Origin of the sequence: Pseudomonas triclosanedens (assembly GCF_026686735.1) — a bacterium.
Classification (GTDB): domain Bacteria; phylum Pseudomonadota; class Gammaproteobacteria; order Pseudomonadales; family Pseudomonadaceae; genus Pseudomonas; species Pseudomonas triclosanedens.
Genome location: NZ_CP113432.1, coordinates 2,825,108 through 2,845,025, shown reverse-complemented (window position 1 = coordinate 2,845,025; position 19,918 = coordinate 2,825,108). Strand labels below are relative to the sequence as shown.

The window sequence follows — 19,918 nt, the reverse complement described above, 5'->3', positions numbered from 1 at the left end:
CTCCTCATGCCGATTTCTTGTGTTTTTGTGCAGGCCGCGTGGCAGCCAGGCTGTGTTCCAGTTGCGCGCCGAAGGCACAGACGCGCTCGTCGTCACCCTTGCGGCCGACGATCTGCAGGCCGACTTTCAGCCCGCCGCAATCCAGCTCCACCGGCACGCTCAGCGCCGGGTGCCCGCTCAGGTTGAAAGGCCGCACCAGAGGCGTCATGCCGGCCACGGACTTGCCATTGCGCGCGTCGGAAAGCAGCGGCGGCAGGTCGGGCATGGTCGGCAGCAGGAGCACCTCGAAGTCTTCCAGCGCAGCGTCGATGGCGTGGGTGAAACTGTCGCGCACCTTCTCCGCTTCGGCGCGCTCGGCGTCGGTGGTGCGGCTGGCCAGCAGCAGGCGTTGCTCGACGTCGGCGCCAATCAGGCCCTTGCCGGTCAACGCCGCGTAGGCAGCCCAATTCTCATGATTGATCACCACCAGCCCGGCCTGGAAAGCCGCCTCGAACTCGCCGAGGTACAGGTGGCTGCGGCGCCAGCCGGCACGGTCGGCGGCGGCGCCCAGGCAAGCCTGAATATGCGGCGCGGCTGGCACTTCGAGGAAGGCTACGCGGGCGCCCTCGCCCGGTAGTTGCGCGTCGCCGAAACCGGGGCAGATGACCCGCATGGCGGCGATCAGGTCAGCCATGTTGGCGGCGAACGGTCCGACGCAATCCAGACTGCTCTGCGCCGGGTGCACGCCATCGCGGCTGACGCGGCCGAAGGTTGGCTTCAGCCCGGCGATGCCGCAGCACGCCGCCGGCACGCGCACCGAGCCACCGGTATCGGTACCCAGGGCGATATCCGCCAGCCCGGCCGCCACGGCGGACGCGGAACCGCTGGAGGAGCCGCCCGGCACGCGGTCCGGAGCCATCGGGTTGATCGGCGTGCCGGTCCAGTCGTTGATGCCGGTGACGCCGAAGGCCAGTTCGTGCAGGTTGGTCTTGCCGACAATCTGCCAGCCGGCGTCGAGCACGGCGTCGACCACGAAGGCGTTACGCGCGGCCGGCGCGGCGTCGGCCAGCGCGCGGGTGCCACAACGGGTCGGATGGCCGGCGATGTCGATGCTGTCCTTGACCGCGACGCGCTTGCCGTGGTCGCTGCGGCCCAGGAGGAATTGGCTGACGAAGGTACTCATGGACGTCGCTCCTCTGCGCTGCCCAGCAGGCGCTGCGACAGGCGCTGGGTGCGGAAGTGGCTGATCTGCCAGCGCCCGTCGATCTCGCGGAAGTCGATGTCCAGGCGCGTGCCGAACAGTTCGGTGCGGCCCTCGGCGTAGGTCGAAAGCTGCTGCATGATCCATTGCCCGCGGGCGGTGGGGCCGTCGACGCGGATCGACTCGCTGGTGAGGAAGTGGAGGTTCACTGCGAAGTGCGGCGACGGCGGCAGGTAGCTGAAGACGAACCGTGCGATGGCCTCGCGGCCCTGGTGATGGCCGAAGGTTTGCGCGGTGGAGGTGCCGATGCCCTCCCACACGGCGTCCTCGCTGAACAGCTCGGCCAGTTGGCTGAGCGCCACCGGCGCGCGCGGCACGTCGCAGAGGTCCATGTAGCGAGCCATCAGGCGGCGCACCTGGCTCTCTGCTTCGAGAACCTCCAGGCGGCGGCTCAGTTCGGCCATGCTCAGGCTGCTCATGGCTCAGGTCCGCGCGGCTTCGGGGATGGTCAACGGACGGCCGATGCGCGCCTCGACCTTGGCGTACTTCCACAGGCTGTACTCGCCCACCGGAGTGGTGCGGAACAGGTTGCAGGCGTCGATCACGGTCTGGTGGCAGTCGACGTCGGCCATGATGTAGACGGTCCAGGGCGAGGTGGTGGACGGGCCGACCATCAGGCGGTCGTCGTCCAGCACGCCGAGCACGTTCATGCCCGGCAGCGCGCCGAGGTCGCTCATCATCTTCGAGAAGCCCTTCCACACGGTGATGCCTTCACCGGTGGGCAGGTCGAAGAACGGCTGGGCGATGCCGATGCAGAACAGTACGCGCAAGGGTTCGGTGGTGGGGCGGGTCATGGCTCGGTCCTTGTTCTTGGGGCCTGCTGTCGGTCTGCTGCGCGCCAGCCGCGTACCGCGGTTCCAGCTCGCAGGATCGAAACCAGGCCCTCTGGGTTGTCAGATGTATCCGGGGAACGGCGGCACATCGAGCAGCACCGCGCCGGCGCCGTCGTACATGCCATCGCTGAGGAAAGCGTGCTGGGTGACCACCATCGCGTCGCGCAGGTAGCGCTGCAGCGGGTGGTGCAGGTAGATGGCCGTGGTGCCGGCCAGGGTGTAGGCGCGGCGCACCACGTCGGCGCCGGCGCGGGACACATGCACAGCGGACAGGCGCAACTGGCTCACCTGCTCGGGGCTGACGGCGTTGCCGGCGAGAATCGATTCCCAGACGGTTTCCGTGGCGTCGTAGAAGAAACCACGCGCGGCCTGCAATTCAGCTTCGGCCTTGCCGATCTCGATGCGCACGTAGGCCCGATCGCCCAACTTTGGCGCGCCGGTAACGCCGCTGGACGAGGCCATGCGGGTGATTTCGTCCAGCGCCGCACGGGCAAGGCCCAGGTTCACCACGGCGAGCACCTGGGCGGCGTAGGCGATGGTCGGGTAGCGGTACAGCGGTTCGTCGATGCTCGATTCGCCGCCGCGGATGAAGGTCCAGTCGTCCGCGACGAAGGCGTTGTCGAGCTTCAGGTCATGGCTGCCGGTGCCCTTGAGGCCGACCACGTTCCAGTTCTCGACGATTTCCACGTCCCTGGCGCGCAGCAGTGCGGTGCGCGGCTTGCCGCCGGGACCACCGATGCCGATACCGACGCCGAGCACGTCGGCGCCCTTGCAGCCGCTGGCGAACTTCCAGGTGCCGCTGACGCGCCAGCCGCCTTCCACCTGGGTCGCCGGCTGGATCGGGAACAGGCCGCCGGCGAACACCAGGTCCGGGCCGTCGGCATAGAGCTCGGCGAGGGTGTGGCGCGGCAGCGCGGTGAGGTAGGTGCTGGCGCTGCCGAAGCTGGCGACCCAGCCGGCGGAGCCATCGGCCTCGGCGATGCGCTCGACCAGGCGCAGGAACCGGGCCGGCGGCAGCGCGTCGCCACCGAAGCACCTGGGCGTCGCGGCGCGGTAGATGCCCACGTCGCGGAAGCGTTCGATCATGTCGCGCGGCACATGGGAGCGGGTGTCGAACTCCTCGCGGCGCTGGCGGACTTCATCGAGCACGCGCTGGAATTCGAGGGCACGGCCGTCCGCATCGAGCGGTTCGGCGAGAGCGGCACGCAGCATGGCGTCATCTCCGGTTGTTCTTGTAAGACCGAGCCGTTCGATGCGGGCCGGTCGTCGATGGGGCCAGTGTATGAACCGCCCTGCCCGGCCAACTATTGGGGCGTGCAGCCCCATGCCTAAGGGAATCCCCTAGTCGGCGCCGGGTTACTCCGCAGTCCCTTCGCGCTACGCTGCGCGGTATAAAGACAGCACCTGCCTGCCCGAGCGTGTCCGATGTTCCAGCCCAAGCCCGACGACTTCCTTGCCCTGCTCCAGGCCATGCCGCTGTGCGTGATCCTCCACGATGCGCAGACCAAGGAAATCCTCTGGGCGAACAACGCCGCACTCGCCGTGCTCGGCTTCACCCTGGAAGAGCTGGTGCCGCTGAAGGCACCGGACATGACCGCCAGGGCCCCGCAGTACCGCCGCTCGGTCGGCCTGCGCTGGCTGGAAGGCGCCGCGCGTACCGGGCAACGCACCATCGAGTGGTGCTACCGCTCCAAGCAGGGGGTGGAGATCCTGTCCGAAGCGGTCGCCACCCGGGTGCACCTCCAGGAGCGCGACGTGCTGATGGTGCAGTTCCGCGATATTTCCCGGGAGAAGCAGGTGGCGCGCGATCTGCAACGCTTCGAAGGCCGCCTGAAGGCGATCATGCAGGACCTCGCCGAAGGCGTGGCGGTGCTGGGCCCGGACGGCGACCTGCGCTTTCTCAGCGAGTCCGCCTTGCCGCTGCTGGGTGGCACCCAGGACGACTGGATGGCGCACAACTTCCTCGATCGTTGCGATGCCAACACCCGCCCGCGCCTGCTCCATCACCTCGCCATGCTGCCGCCCAGCCGCGAGCCGTACAGCGTCAGTTACCAGTTGCAGCGGCTGGACGGCGAATGGCGGTGGCACCACGCGACCTGCCGCTATATCGAGATCGAAGACGACCTGGTCGGCCACCTGCTGCTGTTCCGCGACGTCACCGAACAGGTCCGCGCCGCCCAGGCACAGCGCCAGAGCGAACAGAAGCTGGAGTACCTGGCGCGCTACAACGCGATGGGCGAAATGGCCCTGGCGATCGCCCACGAACTCAGCCAGCCGCTGGCGGCGACACGCAATTTCATCGAAGGGGCATTGATCCGCCTGGACCGCGAGCAGAAACGCGAAGCGGCCGCGGCCTGGGGCCTGGACAGCGCCGTGCGACAGATCGAGCACGCCTCGCTGATCATCAAAAGTGTGCGCGAATACGTGGTGAAGCTGGAGCAGGCCGAGCAGCGCATCGACCTCAACGAGCTGCTTGGCGAAACCCTCTACTTCATCAGCCTCAAGGCGCAACCCAGCGGCGTGCGCGTGGAGCTGCAACGCTGCGACGAGCCGCTATGGGTGAGCTGCGAGAAGGTGTTGCTCGGCCAGGTGATCCTCAACCTCGCCTTCAACGCCATCGAGGAGATGCTCGACCTGCCCGAGAATCGCCGCCTGTTGCGCATCCGCACCGGGCGCGACGCCGAGGGTGCGCGGCTGTGCGTGGAAGACCGTGGCCGCGGCATCGACGCTGGCACGAAGGACAAGCTGTTCGACGGCTTCTTTACATCGAAGGTCGCCGGCAACGGCATTGGCCTGGCGCTGTGCCAGAGCATCGTCGCACGGCACCGGGGCGACATCTGGGCGGAGAATGCCGAACCGTGCGGCGCGATGTTCTGCTTCAGGCTGCCGCTGGTCGACACACCATGACTGGCGTGCCCATGCCAGTCATGGTGCCGGGCGAAGGCGGGAATCAGCCTTCGATCAGTTCCACCTGCTCCGGTGCGCGCTTCATCAGCACACGGCCGTGGCGGATCGAGTACAGCGCCTTGGTCTGCTGGCGCACCGCTTCGTAGTCACTGCCCACACCCAGCACCAGCAGGTTGGCCGGGCGGCCGGCGGCAATGCCATAGCGCTCGCCCAGGTTCAGCGCGCGGGCGCTGTTGTCGGTAACCAGGTCGAGCGCGCGTTGCAGGTCGTCGAAGCCCATCATGTGGCAGATATGCAGGCCGGCATCCAGCACCCGCAGGATGTTGCCGTTGCCCAGCGGGTACCACGGATCCTTGATCGAATCCTGGCCAAAGCAGACGTTCATGCCGGCACGGTCGATCTCGGCCACGCGGGTCACGCCGCGGCGTTTCGGGAAGGTATCGAAGCGGCCCTGCAGGTGAATGTTCTCGGTCGGGCAGGAAACGAAGCTGATGCCCGAACGCTTGAGCAGGCGGAACAGCTTGGAGCAATAGGCATTGTCGTAGGAGCCCATCGCGGTGGTGTGGCTGGCGGTGACGCGCTCGCCCATACCGCGTACGCGGGCCTCTTCGGCGAGCACTTCGAGGAAGCGCGAGTTCGGGTCGTCGGTCTCATCGCAGTGCACGTCCACCAGGCAGCCGGTGCGCTCGGCCAGGTCCATCAGGAACTTGATGGAGCTGACGCCCTGCTCGCGGGTGTTCTCGAAGTGCGGGATACCGCCGACCACGTCGGCACCGAGGCGGATCGCCTCTTCCATCAGTTCACGACCGCCTTCGTAGGATTCGATACCTTCCTGCGGGAAGGCAACGATCTGCAGGTCGACCAGGTGCCTGGCCTCCTCCTTCACTTCCAGCATCGCTTTCAACGCGGCCAGGGTCGGATCGGTGACGTCGACATGGGTGCGCACGTGCTGGATGCCGTGGGCGGCGAGCATGCGGATGGTGGTGTGAGCGCGGGACTTGGTGTCCTCGTGCGTGATGGTTTCCTTGCGCTGTGCCCAGCGTTCGATGCCCTCGAACAGCGTGCCGCTCATGTTCCACTCCGGCTCGCCGGCTGTCAGGGTCGCGTCGAGATGGATATGCGGCTCGACCAGCGGAGCGATGACCAGGTTGCCACGGGCGTCGATGTCGTCGCCGCTGGCGACCACGGTGCCGGCTTGCTGCGCGACTTCGGCGATGACGTCGCCTTCGCAGCGGATGGTGAACAGGCCGGATCGCTTGCGAAGGGAGGCATTGATGATCTTCATGGGTTTTTCATTCCTCTTCTGGCTATTGGTGGCGCGGCGCATTGGACATGCGCCAGATGAGCAGCGCCACCGAGGCGTTCAGGCGGAACTGGGCATCGTCGAGGGACTGGCCGCTCAGGTTTTCGATGCGCGCGATCCGCTGGTTCAGAGTGTTGCGATGGATGCCCAGGCGCTGTGCCGCCCTGAGCGCATTGCCGCCTTCCTGGATCAGCGCGTCGAGCGTCTCGACCAGCAGGTACGGCTGCTTGCGGCCCGCGTCGGAAAGCGCGCCGAGAGTGTCTTTCATGAACTGGTCGATCACCGTGCGCTCGGGAATCGCCCGCAGCAGGCGCAGTACCCCAAGCTCGCGATAATCGCAGAGCCCGGCAGCCGGCCGCAGACCCTCAGCCACATCCAGTGCCTGGCGCGCCTCCAGCAATGCGCGAGGGTATTCGGCGCAACTGTCGGCCCGCGCCGACAGGCCGAGAAACGCGCATAACGGCGCCAGGTCCTGGCGCAGCTCCCCAGCCAGGGTCGCCAGTTCGTCGCGCTCGACCTCGGCCAGCAACAGCACGAACAGGTCGCCCTGCACGACCACCGGCAAGCGATCGACGCGGCCTTGCTGCCAGTTCTCCAGATGATCGAGCAGTCGCTGGCGGGTAAGTTGCAGCGCGCGCTCGGCCTCCTCCGGCGAATGCTCGCGGAACAGCGTATCGACCCCGGACAGGCGCAGCGCCACCAGGCGGCGCGGCACATCCAGGGGAAGATCGAGATGCCGGGCACGCTGGCGGACGATCTCCAGGCTCGGGAAATCCCCGCTGAGCAACTGCCCGAGGATGTCGCGGCGGGAGTGTTTGGTCTGCGTCATCTGCACCAGCGCCGTGCCGATCAGATGGGTGACGATGACCATCTTCAGCGCATAGGGCTGCTCGATCAGCGGCAGACCTTCCACATCGGCCAGATGAATCACGGACTGCGGGATGCGCCGGATGAATTCGTCGCCGGTGAGGATGACGATACCGGCGATTCCGCTGGCAACGCCCTCGCGCACCAGTTGCAGCAGGTTGGCTTCGTCACGGGTGTGGTTGATGCCGGTGACGAACACCAGCTCGCCACCCATCACCCAGTCGGCGATACCGACGTTCTCCGCCACGTAAGACCAGCGCACGCTGCGATGCACGTTGCGCGCGCCGGCCCGCAGCACGAGGCTCTCCAGCCCCGGCAGACGGAGGATTTCCTCGACGCTCAGGCTCAAGCGCGCGGCTCGGCCACCGGCGCTCGAGCGCGGGTGACTTCGGTGAGGACGATATAGCAGACAGCCGAGGCGGCGATGCCCACCAGCGGCGCAATCCACGGCGAGGCGTAGGCCAGGCCCGCACCGACGGCGTAGGACACCAGGCCGGAGACGTTGAACGCCGGGATGTGACGGCCGACCAGTGCAGGGTATTCACCCCGGTTGCGGTACCAGAAGTCCGCCATGATCACGCCACCCAGCGGCGGAATGATCGAGCCCAGCAACACCAGGAACGGGATCAGCCACTCGTACATGCCGCCGATGGCCAGCACGATGCCGATACCGGCGGCCAGCAGGGTCATGCTGCGGCGACGCTCGCTGCGCACCAGGTGGCAGGCGGCGGCGGAGACGTTGTAGATGGTCGGGCCCTGGATGGTCCACAGGTTCAGGCAGAGCATGATCACCGCAGCGAAGGACAGGCCCTGCAGCACCATCACTTCGACGATGTCGGCGTTCTGGTAGACGATGGCGCACCAGGCGCCGGCGACGATCATCAGGCCGTTGCCGACAAGGAATGCGACCACGCTGGCGACCACCGCGATACGGCCGCTGCGGGCCATGCGGGTCCAGTTGGTGGCCTGGGTGGCGCCGCTGGCGAAGGTGCCGAACACCATCGTCACGGCGGCGGAGAAGGTCAGCGTCTGGCTGGGTTCTGCCGCCAGCAGCCCGCTCCAGCCACCGGCGTGGCTGGTGGCGATGATCATCGACGCCACCAGCAGGATGAACATCAGCGGCACCGACACGCGCGACAGCATGTCCAGGCCCTTGAAACCGATGATGGCGGTAATCGAGAAGCCCAGGCCGAACAGCACCATCAGCGGAATGGTCAGCCAGCCGGGCAGAGCCAGCAGCTTGACCAGCACGATGGCGACCGTCGCCGTACCCCAGGCATACCAGCCCAGTTCGGCGAAGCCGAGCAGGAAATCGGAGAGTTTGCTGCCGCGTTCGCCGAAGCAGAAGCGGCCCATCAACACGGTATTCAGACCGCTGCGCGAGGCGATCAGCCCAAGGGCCGCCGCGTAGATCGCCAGCAGCACGTTGCCGACGAAGGCGACCCAGAGCATGTCGACGAAGTCGAAGGCCATGCCGATCTTGCCGCCTGCGAACATGGTGCCGGTAAAGAAAGTGAAGCTGAACAGGACCATTGCGATGGGCAACAGGCCTTTGCGCCCTTCCCTGGGCGTTGCGCTCAGGGGGAACTCACTGGGGGAACTCATCGGGACTCTCCGCGTGGACTGGTTGAGAGCCAGTCTGCGATCCGCTGCGCGTCGGCCACAGGGCGCGGGAAAGCATCCTCAGAGGCTCATTTACAGAATGTAAACTCCACTCTTCGGGCACTCTCTGCATGCCAGGAGGGCTCCAACTCGCAAGGATCGCAAGACAGCTCTATGGACTCCCGGCACAACGCAAATAGCGGGCCGGAAAAGCCAATCAGGAACGACGCGGGCATGGCGAACATTGCAAACTGTTCACAGTGCACACTTCCGGATGGGTATTCGGCGTTTCAAGATAGCTCAAATGTGCATTGTGCGACTTTTCTGGGCATGGTGCAGCTTTTTCGTACCAAAAACCGACGCCCAGTTGATCCATGCCCATGCCGTTCAGCGGAAATTCCACTGCCGGCGCAACGAGGGTCTGCACTTTCTCCCTGCGGCACCCTGTCACCCCCAGACAAGGAAATGGCACGGACAACAAGTCCCCCGCATGTTGACGCAGGCAGACTCTCCTCAATGTTCCGTCCGCGATCCGCCAACAATAAATAGGGAGTACCCGCCAATGAGCGTCGCCAGGTTCCTCGCTCCATCGGTCCTCGCGCTGGGCACATGTCTCGCTGTGGGCGCAGTCCACGCCGAGCTGCCGACCGAGAGCATCGGTGAGACCGTCTTGCCGTTCCCCCCTTCCCCGCACCGCGCCTACATTGTCGATGTGGAGTTCGAGAACTTCATCGCCGGCCGCGTCACCGTCGTCGATCCCGAGCAGAAGAAGATGCTGGGCATGGTCAGCACCGGCTTCGTCGCCCCCGCGACCCTGAGCCACGACGACAAGACGCTGTACTCCGCCGACACTTTCTACTCCCGCGGCACCCGTGGCGTACGCACCGACGTGCTGACCGCCTGGGACACCTCGAATTTGCGTCCGAAGTGGGAAGTGGAAATCCCGGCCAAGCGCGCCTCGATCCTGACCCAGAAGTACGCTCTGGGTACCAGCTCCGACGACCGCTTCGTCTACATCTACAACTTCACCCCGTCCACTTCGGTCACCGTGGTCGACACCAGGGAACACAAGGTCGCCAGCGAAATCGCCATCAGCGGCTGCGTGCTCAACTACCCGGTCGGCAAGCGCAGCTTCGCCTCTCTGTGCGGCGATGGCCAGTTGCAGATCACCAAGGTTGGCGAAGACGGCAAGGAAGTCGGCCGCAGCCAGACCCCCTTCTTCGATCCGAACAAGGAAAAGCTCAACGAACGCGGCCTCGCGGTCGGCGAGACCTACTTCTTCGTCACCACCGACGGCATGGTCAAGCCGGTGGACGTTTCCGGCGACAAGCCGAAAATGCTGCCGAGCTGGTCGCTGACCACCGACGAAGAGCGCAAGAAGGGCTGGGGCACCGGCGGCTGGCAACTGATGGCCGTGGCGCCGAAGCTCAACCGCATGTACGTCCTGATGCACGAGGAACACACCCCCGGCAAGTGGGAAGACCCGAGCCCCTTCATCTGGATCTACGACCTGAAGACCCAGAAGAAGATCGGCACCCTGGAAGCGCCCAAGCCTGTCTGGAGCCTCCACGCCACCAATGACGACAAGCCGTTGCTGCTGGGGACCGACATCGAAGGCGGCCTGCAGGTCTTCGACCTGAAGTCCGGCAAGCTCACCGGCAGCATGGACAAGATCGCCAAGACACCGATCCTGGTCCTGAGCCATTGATCCATTCCCTGGAAAGTCACCCTCGAGAGGTGCGGATATGTTCTCCGATCCGATCCTGATCATCGCCAGCGCGGTGGCCGTCGGTGTGCTGCTTGCCAGCGCCGCCAGCCACAAGCTGCGCGCGCCGATGCGCTTCGCCCGCCAGGTCGAAGACTACGGCCTGCTGCCGGCCGGGCTGGTCGGCCCGGTGGCCCGCACGCTGCCAGTGGTCGAAGGCGCAGTCGCCTTCGCCCTGCTGGTGCCGGCGAGCCGCCACGTCGCGGCCCTGGCCGCCACGGCGCTGATCCTGCTGTACGCCGGCGCCATCGGCATCAACCTCTGGCGCGGGCGCCGCGACATGGATTGCGGCTGCTCCGGCCCCGGCCAGATGCAGCCGCTGCGCCCGGTACTGCTGCTGCGCAACGCGATCATCGCCGCGCTCGCGCTGATCGCCGCCTGCGCTCCGCAGGCCCGCGAGATGGGCGTGTTCGACGCCTTCGTGATCCTCGCCGCCAGCGCTGTGGCACTGTTCCTGTATGCCGCGGCCGATGGCCTGCTGGCCAATCATCCCCGCCTGCTCAAACTCATCGGAAGGTGAACAAATGGAAGGTCTGATCGTTTCCAACATTCTTCTCTGGGTGCTGCTCATCGCCCTTGCCTTCACCGTCATGGCGCTGGTGCGCCAGATCGGCGTCCTCCACGGCCGTATCGCGCCGGCTGGAGCGCTGATGGTCGACAAGGGCGTGGCCGTCAACGAGCCCGCACCGAAAGTCACCGCCGCCGACCGCCACGGTCGCCCGGTAAACTTCGGCTACGAAGGCGAGCGCGGCCAGCTCCTGTTCTTCCTTTCGCCGACCTGCCCGATCTGCAAATCGCTGCTGCCGGCCATCAAGTCCATCGCCAGGGACAAGGCCGGCGAGCTGGACGTGGTCTACGTCAGCGACGGCGACATGGCCGCCCAGCAGGCACTGATCGCCGAGCACGGCCTGGAGAAAGCCGCCTACGTGGTCGGCCCGGAAGTGGGCATGACCTACCAGATCGGCAAGCTGCCCTACGCCGCGCTGATCGACAGCAAGGGCATCCTGCGTGCCAAGGGCCTGGTGAACTCCCGCGAGCACCTGGACAGCCTGTTCGAGGTCGAGCACCTGGGCAGCGCCACCCTGCAGCAGTACATGAATGGCCACAACCACGTGCACGCCCACGACGCCACGCACGGCCACAGCCACTGATCACGGAGAGAACAAGAATGAAATTCCTCGACAACCTGTTCGAGCGCTCTTCCCGCCAGGTGGCCAACGTCACCTCGCGACGCAAGCTGCTGGGCCGCTTCGGCTCGCTGCTGGTGGCCGGCGCCGCCCTGCCGATCATCCTGCCGGTCGACCGCACCTCCAAGGCCCTGGCCGCCGAGTCGCCCAAGGCCGGCGACCCGGGTGATCCGAACAGTTGCGACTACTGGCGCTACTGCTCCATCGATGGCTTCCTCTGCTCCTGCTGTGGCGGCACCACCACCTCCTGCCCGCCCGGCACCGATGCCTCGCAAGTGACCTGGATCGGTACCTGCCGCAACCCGGCGGACGGCAAGGACTACATCATTTCCTATAACGATTGCTGCGGTAAGCACAGCTGCTCCCAGTGCGCCTGTACCCGCAACGAGAGCGAGGAACCGCTGTACCGTCCGTTCAACAACAACGACGTCAACTGGTGCCTGGGCGCGGAATCGCGCATCTACAACTGCACCGTCACCATCATCCGCGGCGTCGCGGTCTGAAGTCGGGAGAAAAGCCCATGCGCAGTCTCGTTGTCGGCGTCCTGCTCTGCAGCCTGGTCGCCCCGTTTGCCCAGGCCCGTGCGATCCCCGATCCGCACCAGCGGCCGGCGCCCGGCAACGAGGAGGTGCAGAAGCCGATCTCCCAGCAGAGCTACACCCCGGCCACCAACTACCAGTTGCAATGCGCCGGCTGCCACCTCACCGAAGGCAGCGGCAGCAAGGCCAACGACACGCCACGCCTGAACGGCTTCGTCGGCAACTTCCTCAAGGTCGAGGGAGGCCGCCAGTTCCTGGTGCGAGTACCTGGCATGTCGCAGTCCGCGCTCAACGATGCGCAACTGGCCGACCTGCTCAACTGGCTGCTGCGCAAGGAAGGCATGGCCGGCGCGAGCATGCCCGACAAATTCCAGCCCTACACCGCCGAAGAAGTGAAAGCGACCCGCTACGAAGCGCTGCTGAACCTGCCGGGCACCCGCGCAGGGCTGATCGAGAAGATGCGCAAGCAGGGCATCAGCATCACCGACGGGATGAGCGACGCCTACTGAAGATTGCCCCTTGAGGTTCTGCCTCCGCACTATCGCCCGCCGCTCCAGCGGGCTTTTTTATGGGCGCCGTTTGCTCGCGCGCTGACGCCATTCAAAGCGATACCTCCCAGCGAAGCAGTGCGCAACGACCAAACCATCAACTATCCGCCCCTCATGCAACGACGTAACTCCGTGATGGCTGCCCCACTCCTCCGTAATCCGGCAGACATCACGCGGTGAAGCCGGCTTGGGCGGGCAATCAACCCACAGATTGACGCAAAAAAAACGGGCCCGAAGGCCCGTACAAACGAGGGTGTTGCTCTCTATCGATCAGTGCGCAATGCACACCGACTTGATTTCGGTATAGGCCTCAACCACCGCGCGGCCGAACTCGCGCCCCATGCCCGACTGCTTGACGCCGCCGAACGGCATGCTCGGATCGAGCAACACGTGGGCATTGACCCACACAGTGCCGGACTCGATCCGCGGCACCAGGTTCATCGCCTTGGAGAGGTCGTTGGTCCACAGGCTCGCGCCCAGGCCATACTCGCTGTCGTTAGCCATCTCGATGGCCTGCTCGTCGTCATCGAACGGCAGCACTGCCAGTACCGGGCCGAACACTTCGTCGCGGGCCACGGACATCTGCATGGTCACGTCGGCCAGCACGGTCGGCTGCACGTAGAAACCGTCGCCGCCGACATCCTGGCCGCCACAGACGATGCGCGCGCCCTGCTGGCCGGCACGGGCGATATGGTCGAGCACGCTGCGCTGCTGCTTGCGCGATACCAGCGGGTTGATTTGCGCAGAGGGGTCCATGCCTTCGCCCAGGCTCATGCCGGCGACAGCCGCGGCCAGCTTCTCGACGAATTCGTCGTAGCGCGAACGATGCACGTAGAAGCGCGAAGCGGCGGCGCACACCTGGCCATTGTTCAGCAAGCCACCGAGCAGTGCGCCCTGGACGGCCTTGTCGATGTCGGCATCGGCGAGGATCACCATCGGGTTCTTGCCGCCCAGCTCCAGGGCGAAACGCGTCATGTTCTGCACGGCAGCCAGACCGACACTACGGCCAACGGCGGTAGAACCAGTGAAGGAAACCTTGTTCACCAGCTTGTGGCTGGCCAGGCCGCCGCCAATGCGCGGGCCATCGCCGGTCACCAGGTTGAACACGCCGGCCGGAACGCCGGCCTCGAAGGCCAGCTCGGCCAGGCGCAGTGCAGTCAACGGGGTTTCCGAAGCAGGCTTGATCACCACGCTGTTGCCAGTGGCCAGCGCCGGGATCAACTTCCATACGGCAATCATCAGAGGGAAGTTCCACGGCACGATGCCAGCCACCACGCCAAGCGGTTCGCGGCGCGTGTACGCGGTGAACCTGGCGCCGGGCGGCAGCGGGATGGAGACGTTCAGCGACTGGCCTTCGATCTTGGTAGCCCAACCCGCCATGTAGCGCATGAACTCGACGGTGGCGCCGACATCCAGCATCCGCGAGATATTGATCGACTTGCCCTGACTGAGGGTTTCCAACTGCGCCAGTTCTTCGCCGTTGGCTTCCACCAGGTCAGCGAAGCGCAGCAGAATGCGCTCGCGATCTGCCGGGCGCAGGTCGGCCCAGACACGGGACTTGAACGAGTCATGGGCGGACTTCACCGCGCGATCGAGTAGCGCGGTGTCGATATCGGCGACGCTGGAGATCGCCTGGCCGGTGGCCGGGTTGAGCACATCGGTACGCGCACCCTCGAAGGCCACCCAGGCTCCATCGATGAAGCAGCCATGCTTGCGCTGCAGGAAGTCGGCAACCTTGGGCAGGATTTCAATGACGTTCATGGTCTCTCCTGAAGGATTAGTGCTGCTGGCTCAGCCAGCAGGTGAGCGCCCGCCGCTCGGCCGCATCGGCGAGTCCGGCGAAAGGCATGTAGGTTCCCGGCACGGCGGCCTGGGGCTTGCTGACGAATGCGTCGAGGTTGTCCTGCGACCAGGCCGCGCCTTTACTGCGCATCGCCTGGGAGTAGCTGAAGCCAGCGAGCGAGCCGGCCATGCGACCGACCACGCCATGCAGGTTCGGCCCCATCATTCCGAGGCCGTCGGCCTTGGCCGTGTGGCAGATCGAACAGTCGCGGGCGAAGACCGTTTCACCCTTCTGTGTATCAGTGGCGGGGCAGTCGGTGGCGAACGCCAGGACTGGCTGCAGGAGCGCGCCAGCCAGCAGCAGGCTGGCAGCGCCGAACTTGAGCATCTTGCGGGACATCGAAAATCACCTTCGAGTACAGCGTCGTGGCCGGATGGCGCACGGATTCGAGGATGATTGTTACCACTGGCAGGCGGACAGGGCTTTTCCTGCATGCCAGTTGTATTGGCGGGAGTGCCAGGTTGGAAATCGGGTGGCGACCGTCATGGCACGAAAGCGGCGCGAGACGGCCTGGGCATGCTTGCGCACATCCCCGGCAGAGGGTTCAGGCGAAGGTATGGGCGGGCGACAGCGCAGGAAGGACTGGAGCGCAGCGATATCCGTCACTCACGGATATCGCCGGCCATCGACGCGAATCAGTTCGCGTAGCGCTTGCGGTACTCTCCGGGCGACACGCCAAAGCGGCCCTTGAATGCCGTGGAGAAGTAGCTCGAATCGGAGAAGCCCCAGGCATAGCCAAGCGCCGACAGCTTCTGCTCGAAATGGGCGTTGCGCAGCGATTCGGCGCAGAAATCCAGGCGGCGGTTCTTGATGTACTGCGCCACCACCAGGCCCTTCTTGGCGAACATGCGGTACAGGCCGCGCACCGAAATGCCCACCTCGCGCGCGATCAGCTCAGGGCAGAGCTCATCGGTACCGATGTGCTCGTCGATGAAGGCCACGGCCTTGCGGAACATACGCTCATGGCTGTCCTGCTCGATATCGTGGCTGGCCAGCGCCGGGCGCAGCAGCGTCACCAGCGCATCCAGCGTCGCCTCGCTTTCCAGCATACCCAGGCTTTCCTGGTGGCTGGTTTCGACGATCAGCCGATTGGCCAGCACCGCCACCGGCGAGCTGGCGGAAATCTTCGAGGCGCAATTGACTTCGGAGACCCGCAGGCCGCGCTCGATCACCTGGCGTGGCAGGATCAGCGAAAGCTGGCGGGACTTCTCCAGGTACGTCATGTCGCTGGGCCGGCTGGCGTCGATCAGGGTGATGTCGCCGCGCGACAGCTCCACCCGGTTGCCGTTCTGCTCGAGGCGCGAACGTCCCTCGAGCTGGAACACCGCGTAGTAGTGACCGCCGGCGCTTGCGCCAACTTCCTTGCTGGTCCGGTACAGGTGCACCTGAGCCATGTCGACCACGCTGAGTTTGATCGCACCACCCTGGTACTCCCGCAGCTTTCCGTGAAACTGAGGACCGAGAGTGCGCGCATCGAAGCGACCGCACGCACGGTTGACCTGCCCCAGCCACGCCTCGAAAGCATCTTCCCTCAATGTCGATGAAGAATTCATGACCTGCAAAGCCTCACACGCATTGTTTGTTGTTATTCAGCGACCGCTTCTTCGAGCGTATCGTTACCCGCGGATCGCGACGCTCGCAGGAGCGCCGTTTCCGGTTCCGCCGCACTGCAACGGATCAAGAGGCATTTTTCACGCCAATTCCCTAGTTGAGCCCGCCGAAACGCTTGTAGAAGCTCTCCGCTGCATCGGGAAGCGGGCCGTCAGCCGTTTCCAGGTTGCGGTTCAGCCATTCCTCGGCCCGGGCGTAGATCAACCGGTAGATATTGCGGCACAACTGTCGCGCCGCGCGCCCCTCCCAATCGCCCGGTAACAGTTCATCGGGCAATTGTGGGTCGCGCAGGAGCAGCTTGCGGTATTCGTGGATCAACAGGGTGCGCGCGAGGAAACAGTCCTCGGGGCGCAGTTGATCCTCTTCGCGCAACGCTTGCCAGAGCGGGCGGAACAACTGGATGAACTCGCTGTAATGCTGCGCAAGCTCGTCGATCTTCCAGCTTTCGCGCACCTGCAGGCGCATTGCCCGCGATGCCAGCACGTCCTGGGCGCGAGTCTCGAAGATGATGCTGTCGTCCGCTACGTCCAGATCCTGCAGGGTCGCCAGCACATCGCCGCGATCGCCACGCGGGCAGGCCATCACCGTCGGCGAAATGGCGCCGAAGCCTTGCCATTCCAGCTCCTCGCGAGCCTGCTTGCGCTTGTCGGCGGCTACCTGGGACAGCATCACCAGCGTCCAGGAACCATCCCAGGCCGGCAGCGTGGAGCTGTAGACCCGCTTGAATGCCTTCTCGAACCGCCGCCGCCCCGTGCCGGTCAGGCTGTAGTAACTGCGTCGGCCTACTTTCTCGGCAGTCAGCCAGTCTTCCTTGGTCAGCCGGAAGATAGAGGTACGGATCAGCCGCTCGTTGATGCCGATGGGCTCCAGCAGGCTGATCAGGCTGCCGAGCCAGACCGTACCGCCATGCGGTTCGATGGCATCGCCATACAGCGTGATGATCAGCGAGCTGGCGCGGATCGGCGTCTGTTCCTGGAAGCGGGAAATCAGTTGATTCAGCGGTGCTAGAGCGGTCATGGCACGATTGGCAGTCGAGGGAGCGCCGACTATACCTGCCCGTCGCATCGCCTGGCCATTGGAGCGAACCCCAGTACTCATACGCCCTGCCCCGGCTTGGGCCGGAACCCGGAATCGCCCAGGCGCGAACGCTGCTCTTCCACTTCGGCGAGCGGCTGGCACTCCACCAGGCTGGCGATGCAGCGCCTGGCCAAAGCCTGGTACTCCTGCGTGCCACGACGTTTCCAGGCGATCTCCTCGTCGCTAAGACTGCGCTTGACGCTGGCCGGCGCACCCATCACCAGGCTCTGCGGCAGGCACTCGAACTTGGCTTTGACGAACGCCGCCGCCGACACGATGGAGCGTGCGCCGATCTGCGCGTAGTCCATTACCACTGCATTCATGCCCACCAGCGCGTCCTCGCCGATACGGCAGCCGTGCAGCACCGCGCCGTGGCCGATATGACCGTTGCGCTCTACCACCGTGTCGCTGTCGGGGAAGCCGTGCATAACGCAGGTGTCCTGCAGGTTGGCGCCCTCCTCCAGGACGATGCGCCCGAAATCGCCGCGTAGCGCCGCCAGCGGGCCGACATAGCAGCCGGGGCCGACGATCACGTCACCGATCAGCACTGCCGTGGGGTGAACGAAGGCAGTCGGGTGCACCACCGGGCGCACGCCCTCGAGGCTATAGCAAGGCATCTGTTTCTCCCGAGATGCCGGGCTGGCCCCGGCATCATCACACAAGACGATCAGAACACATGAAAATCTTGTATCACATAAAGAAAGATGCAGCCAGAAAAATTACGACGTATCGCTTCATGCGCGGAAAGAAGTCCAGTCAAAAAATGCGCACAGGCCCATGAATACTGGAAGTCCTGAGAGCCGGAAGCAGAACAGCGAGCACCCGGCTGGCAACGACAGAAACAATTAAGACACGTAATCCAACTTTTAATATTGAATTTATGTATCACTTCAAGCCTATACTGGGGGAAGGCCGGAGAATGGCCACGCCATCTCCCACAATTCCAATACAAGCCGGCCACCAAGCCGCGCGTGCAGCCTGAGGACGATGCCATGTCTCGCACCCTTGCCGTTCATACACCTGAAGCCGGCGTCCGCCTGATCACCCTGCAGCGCCCGGAAGCGCTCAACGCCCTCAATACCGAGCTGCTCGGCGAGCTGGCGGCGGAACTCGACGCCGCCGAGCGGGACCCGGAAGTCCGGGTCGTGGTGCTCACCGGCAGCCGCAAGGCATTTGCCGCCGGTGCCGACATCAAGGAGATGGCCGAGCGCGATCTGGTCGGCATCCTCAATGATCCACGCGTCAGCCACTGGCAACGCATCGCCGCCTTCTCCAAGCCGCTGATCGCCGCGGTCAACGGCTTCGCCCTGGGCGGCGGCTGCGAACTGGCCATGCACGCCGACATCCTCATCGCCGGCGACGACGCCCGCTTCGGCCAGCCGGAAATCAACCTCGGCATCATGCCAGGCGCCGGAGGCACCCAGCGCCTGCTGCGCGCGGTCGGCAAGCCGCTGGCCATGCAGATGGTGCTGACGGGCGAAGCCATCGACGCCCGCCATGCCCAGCGCGCCGGCCTGGTCAGCGAAGTCACCCAACCCGAATTCACCGTCGAGCGTGCCCTTGCGGTCGCCCGCAGCATCGCCGCCAAGGCACCGCTAGCCGTGCGCCTGGCCAAGGAAGCTCTGCTCAAGGCCCAGGACACCGACCTGGCCAGCGGCCTGCGCTTCGAACGCCACGCCTTCACCCTGCTGGCCGGCACCGCCGACCGCGACGAAGGCATCCGCGCCTTCCAGGAAAAACGCAAACCGGCCTACCAGGGCTGCTGATCCCCCTGTTTCCGCCTATAGATGGAGCGAGTCCGCCCATGAACTTCGAACACATCCTGTTTTCCATCGAGGACGGCGTAGCCCTCCTCAGCCTGAACCGCCCGGAACAGCTCAACAGCTTCAATGCCGCCATGCACAGCGAGGTGCGCGAAGCGCTCATGCTGGCGAGGCAGAGCCCGGAAGCCCGCGTCCTGCTGCTGACCGGCGAAGGCCGAGGCTTCTGCGCAGGGCAAGACCTGTCCGACCGCAACGTCGCCCCTGGCGCCGAGATGCCCGACCTCGGGCAGTCCATCGAACAGTTCTACAACCCGCTGATCCGCGCGCTGCGCGACATGCCGCTGCCGGTCATCTGCGCGGTCAATGGCGTGGCCGCCGGCGCCGGCGCGAACATTCCGCTGGCCTGCGACCTGGTGCTGGCGGCGCGCTCCGCCAGCTTCATCCAGGCGTTCTGCAAGATCGGCCTGATCCCGGACTCCGGCGGCACCTGGACCCTGCCGCGCCTGGTCGGCATGGCCCGCGCCAAGGCGCTCGCACTGCTGGGCAATCGCCTGTCCGCCGAGCAGGCCGAGCAATGGGGCCTGATCTACCAGGTAGTGGACGACGCCAGCCTGCGCGATGAAGCCCTCAAGCTCGCCCGCCACCTGGCCACTCAGCCCACCTACGGCCTGGCCCTGATCAAGCGCAGCCTCAATGCCAGCCTGAACAACAGCTTCGACGAGCAACTGGAGCTGGAACGCGACCTGCAGCGTCTGGCCGGACGCAGCGACGATTACCGAGAGGGCGTTTCCGCCTTCATGGAAAAACGCACCCCCAGCTTCAAGGGCCGCTGA

General features: G+C 65.4%; 20 protein-coding genes. 8 read left to right on the top strand and 12 right to left on the bottom strand.

The window, feature by feature from the left end:
• Positions 1-4: 4 nt before the first annotated feature.
• The 4 genes from OU419_RS13280 to OU419_RS13265 form a co-directional block, all read right to left on the bottom strand.
• Positions 5-1,162 carry an amidase gene (locus OU419_RS13280; protein ID WP_254474484.1) on the bottom strand — a complete coding sequence of 386 codons (1,158 nt, stop codon included), beginning with the start codon at positions 1,160-1,162 and terminating at the stop codon, positions 5-7.
• Complete coding sequence (locus OU419_RS13275) at positions 1,159-1,659, bottom strand: nuclear transport factor 2 family protein (protein ID WP_408004940.1); 501 nt, start codon at positions 1,657-1,659, stop codon at positions 1,159-1,161. The genes OU419_RS13280 and OU419_RS13275 overlap by 4 nt, the downstream gene beginning before the upstream one ends.
• 3 nt (positions 1,660-1,662) lie before the next feature.
• Complete coding sequence (locus OU419_RS13270) at positions 1,663-2,034, bottom strand: hypothetical protein (RefSeq protein ID WP_254474486.1); 372 nt, start codon at positions 2,032-2,034, stop codon at positions 1,663-1,665.
• Positions 2,035-2,133: 99 nt separating this feature from the next.
• Positions 2,134-3,285 (bottom strand): acyl-CoA dehydrogenase family protein, encoded by a 1,152-nt coding sequence (locus OU419_RS13265; protein WP_254474488.1) that lies wholly within the window; start codon positions 3,283-3,285, stop codon positions 2,134-2,136.
• 213 nt (positions 3,286-3,498) lie between these two features.
• On the opposite strand from OU419_RS13265, the gene OU419_RS13260 reads away from it, so the two are divergent.
• A complete protein-coding gene (locus tag OU419_RS13260; RefSeq protein ID WP_254474489.1) occupies positions 3,499-4,980 on the top strand; it encodes a PAS domain-containing sensor histidine kinase in 1,482 nt (493 codons plus the stop codon).
• Between the two features lie 43 nt (positions 4,981-5,023).
• Here the strand turns inward: OU419_RS13260 and codA are convergent, their stop codons facing one another.
• From codA to codB, 3 genes are read right to left on the bottom strand one after another with little or no spacing between them, the layout of a single operon-like run.
• The gene (gene codA, locus OU419_RS13255) at positions 5,024-6,265 is read right to left on the bottom strand and encodes a cytosine deaminase (RefSeq protein ID WP_254474490.1); all 1,242 of its coding nucleotides are present in this window, start codon (positions 6,263-6,265) and stop codon (positions 5,024-5,026) included.
• A 22-nt stretch (positions 6,266-6,287) separates the two neighbouring features.
• Positions 6,288-7,499, bottom strand: a complete 1,212-nt coding sequence (locus tag OU419_RS13250) for a PucR family transcriptional regulator (protein ID WP_254474491.1) — start codon at positions 7,497-7,499, stop codon at positions 6,288-6,290.
• Positions 7,496-8,755 carry a cytosine permease gene (gene codB, locus OU419_RS13245; protein ID WP_254474492.1) on the bottom strand — a complete coding sequence of 420 codons (1,260 nt, stop codon included), beginning with the start codon at positions 8,753-8,755 and terminating at the stop codon, positions 7,496-7,498. Before codB ends, OU419_RS13250 begins: the two co-directional genes overlap by 4 nt.
• Positions 8,756-9,314: 559 nt before the next feature.
• On the opposite strand from codB, the gene OU419_RS13240 reads away from it, so the two are divergent.
• From OU419_RS13240 to OU419_RS13220, 5 genes are read left to right on the top strand one after another with little or no spacing between them, the layout of a single operon-like run.
• A complete protein-coding gene (locus tag OU419_RS13240; RefSeq protein ID WP_254474493.1) occupies positions 9,315-10,460 on the top strand; it encodes an amine dehydrogenase large subunit in 1,146 nt (381 codons plus the stop codon).
• A gap of 37 nt (positions 10,461-10,497) precedes the next feature.
• Positions 10,498-11,037, top strand: a complete 540-nt coding sequence (locus OU419_RS13235; protein WP_254474494.1) for a MauE/DoxX family redox-associated membrane protein — start codon at positions 10,498-10,500, stop codon at positions 11,035-11,037.
• Positions 11,038-11,041: 4 nt separating this feature from the next.
• Positions 11,042-11,668 carry a methylamine dehydrogenase accessory protein MauD gene (gene mauD, locus OU419_RS13230; protein WP_254474503.1) on the top strand — a complete coding sequence of 209 codons (627 nt, stop codon included), beginning with the start codon at positions 11,042-11,044 and terminating at the stop codon, positions 11,666-11,668.
• 17 nt (positions 11,669-11,685) lie between these two features.
• On the top strand, positions 11,686-12,207 hold the full coding sequence (locus OU419_RS13225; protein ID WP_254474505.1) for a methylamine dehydrogenase light chain: 522 nt from the start codon (positions 11,686-11,688) through the stop codon (positions 12,205-12,207).
• A gap of 17 nt (positions 12,208-12,224) precedes the next feature.
• Positions 12,225-12,752 carry a cytochrome c gene (locus OU419_RS13220; protein WP_254474507.1) on the top strand — a complete coding sequence of 176 codons (528 nt, stop codon included), beginning with the start codon at positions 12,225-12,227 and terminating at the stop codon, positions 12,750-12,752.
• Positions 12,753-13,061: 309 nt separating this feature from the next.
• Here OU419_RS13220 and OU419_RS13215 read toward each other — a convergent pair whose 3' ends face one another.
• The 5 genes from OU419_RS13215 to paaY form a co-directional block, all read right to left on the bottom strand.
• A complete protein-coding gene (locus OU419_RS13215; protein ID WP_254474508.1) occupies positions 13,062-14,552 on the bottom strand; it encodes an aldehyde dehydrogenase family protein in 1,491 nt (496 codons plus the stop codon).
• Positions 14,553-14,568: 16 nt separating this feature from the next.
• On the bottom strand, positions 14,569-14,973 hold the full coding sequence (locus OU419_RS13210; RefSeq protein WP_254474510.1) for a c-type cytochrome: 405 nt from the start codon (positions 14,971-14,973) through the stop codon (positions 14,569-14,571).
• A 296-nt stretch (positions 14,974-15,269) separates the two neighbouring features.
• Positions 15,270-16,187 (bottom strand): transcriptional regulator FeaR, encoded by a 918-nt coding sequence (gene feaR, locus OU419_RS13205; RefSeq protein ID WP_254474512.1) that lies wholly within the window; start codon positions 16,185-16,187, stop codon positions 15,270-15,272.
• A 151-nt stretch (positions 16,188-16,338) separates the two neighbouring features.
• A complete protein-coding gene (paaX, locus tag OU419_RS13200) occupies positions 16,339-17,262 on the bottom strand; it encodes a phenylacetic acid degradation operon negative regulatory protein PaaX (RefSeq protein ID WP_254474515.1) in 924 nt (307 codons plus the stop codon).
• A gap of 77 nt (positions 17,263-17,339) precedes the next feature.
• Positions 17,340-17,939, bottom strand: a complete 600-nt coding sequence (gene paaY, locus OU419_RS13195; RefSeq protein ID WP_254474520.1) for a phenylacetic acid degradation protein PaaY — start codon at positions 17,937-17,939, stop codon at positions 17,340-17,342.
• A 375-nt stretch (positions 17,940-18,314) separates the two neighbouring features.
• Here paaY and paaF point away from each other — a divergent pair, with 375 nt between their 5' ends.
• Entirely contained in the window at positions 18,315-19,088 is a 774-nt protein-coding gene (paaF, locus tag OU419_RS13190) for a 2,3-dehydroadipyl-CoA hydratase PaaF (RefSeq protein WP_254474521.1), read from the top strand.
• A 38-nt stretch (positions 19,089-19,126) separates the two neighbouring features.
• Positions 19,127-19,918: a 2-(1,2-epoxy-1,2-dihydrophenyl)acetyl-CoA isomerase PaaG gene (gene paaG, locus OU419_RS13185; protein WP_254474524.1), complete on the top strand. Its 792-nt coding sequence runs from the start codon at positions 19,127-19,129 to the stop codon at positions 19,916-19,918.